The organism is Aminobacter sp. P4_D5 (genome assembly GCF_056401815.1).
Genome location: NZ_JBFUIP010000672.1, coordinates 1 through 729, shown reverse-complemented (window position 1 = coordinate 729; position 729 = coordinate 1). Strand labels below are relative to the sequence as shown.

Annotated in this window: 1 protein-coding gene; it reads left to right on the top strand. The window is 69.9% G+C overall.

Annotated features, from left to right (window positions below; genetic code table 11):
* Positions 1-729 (top strand): ABC transporter substrate-binding protein (locus AC1DWF_RS34250; protein ID WP_476842936.1); only part of this gene is annotated, 729 nt, incomplete at both ends.

Sequence of the window (729 nt, the reverse complement as noted above, 5' to 3'; positions counted from 1 at the left end):
CCTATATCGAGCGCGTCGAGTGGAACCTCATCCCCGACCATTCCACCGCCGCCTCGGCCATCCTGAGCGGCGAGATCGACTGGTACGAGGACCTCCTGCTCGACCTGCTGCCGGTGGTGCGGCGGGACCGCAATGTGGTGGTCGGCAGCGTGAATCCTGCGGGCAACATGGGCATCCTGCGGATCAACCACCTGCAWCCSCCCTTCGACAATCCGGCSATCCGCCGCGCGCTGCTGGGCGCCATCAACCAGTCCGAGATCATGACGGCCGTGGCCGGCAACGACGCCGCGCTCTGGGACGCCAAGGTCGGCGTCTTCTGCCCGAGCTCGCCGCAGGCCTCCGATGCCGGCATGGCCGTGCTGAACGCGCCGCGCGACTACGCCAAGGTCCGCGCCGACCTCGCCGCCGCCGGCTACAAGGGCGAGAAGATCGGCTTTCTGTCCGCGGTCAACTTCAGCACCATGGCGCGGCAGGTGGACGTCGCGGCCGATCAGTTCACGCGGGCGGGCCTGARCGTCGAGGTCATCTCCGTCGACTTCGGCGTGTGGCTGCAGCGCCGCGCCAATCGCGGGCCGGTGGACCAGGGTGGCTGGAGCTGCACGACGACCCTGCTGCCTGGCCTCGACCTCTGGGATCCCACGGCGCATCTGGGCCTGCGCGGCAACGGGCTCTCGGCCTGGCCGGGCTGGCCGACCAGCACGGAGCTGGAGAGCCTGCGCAGCCAATGGG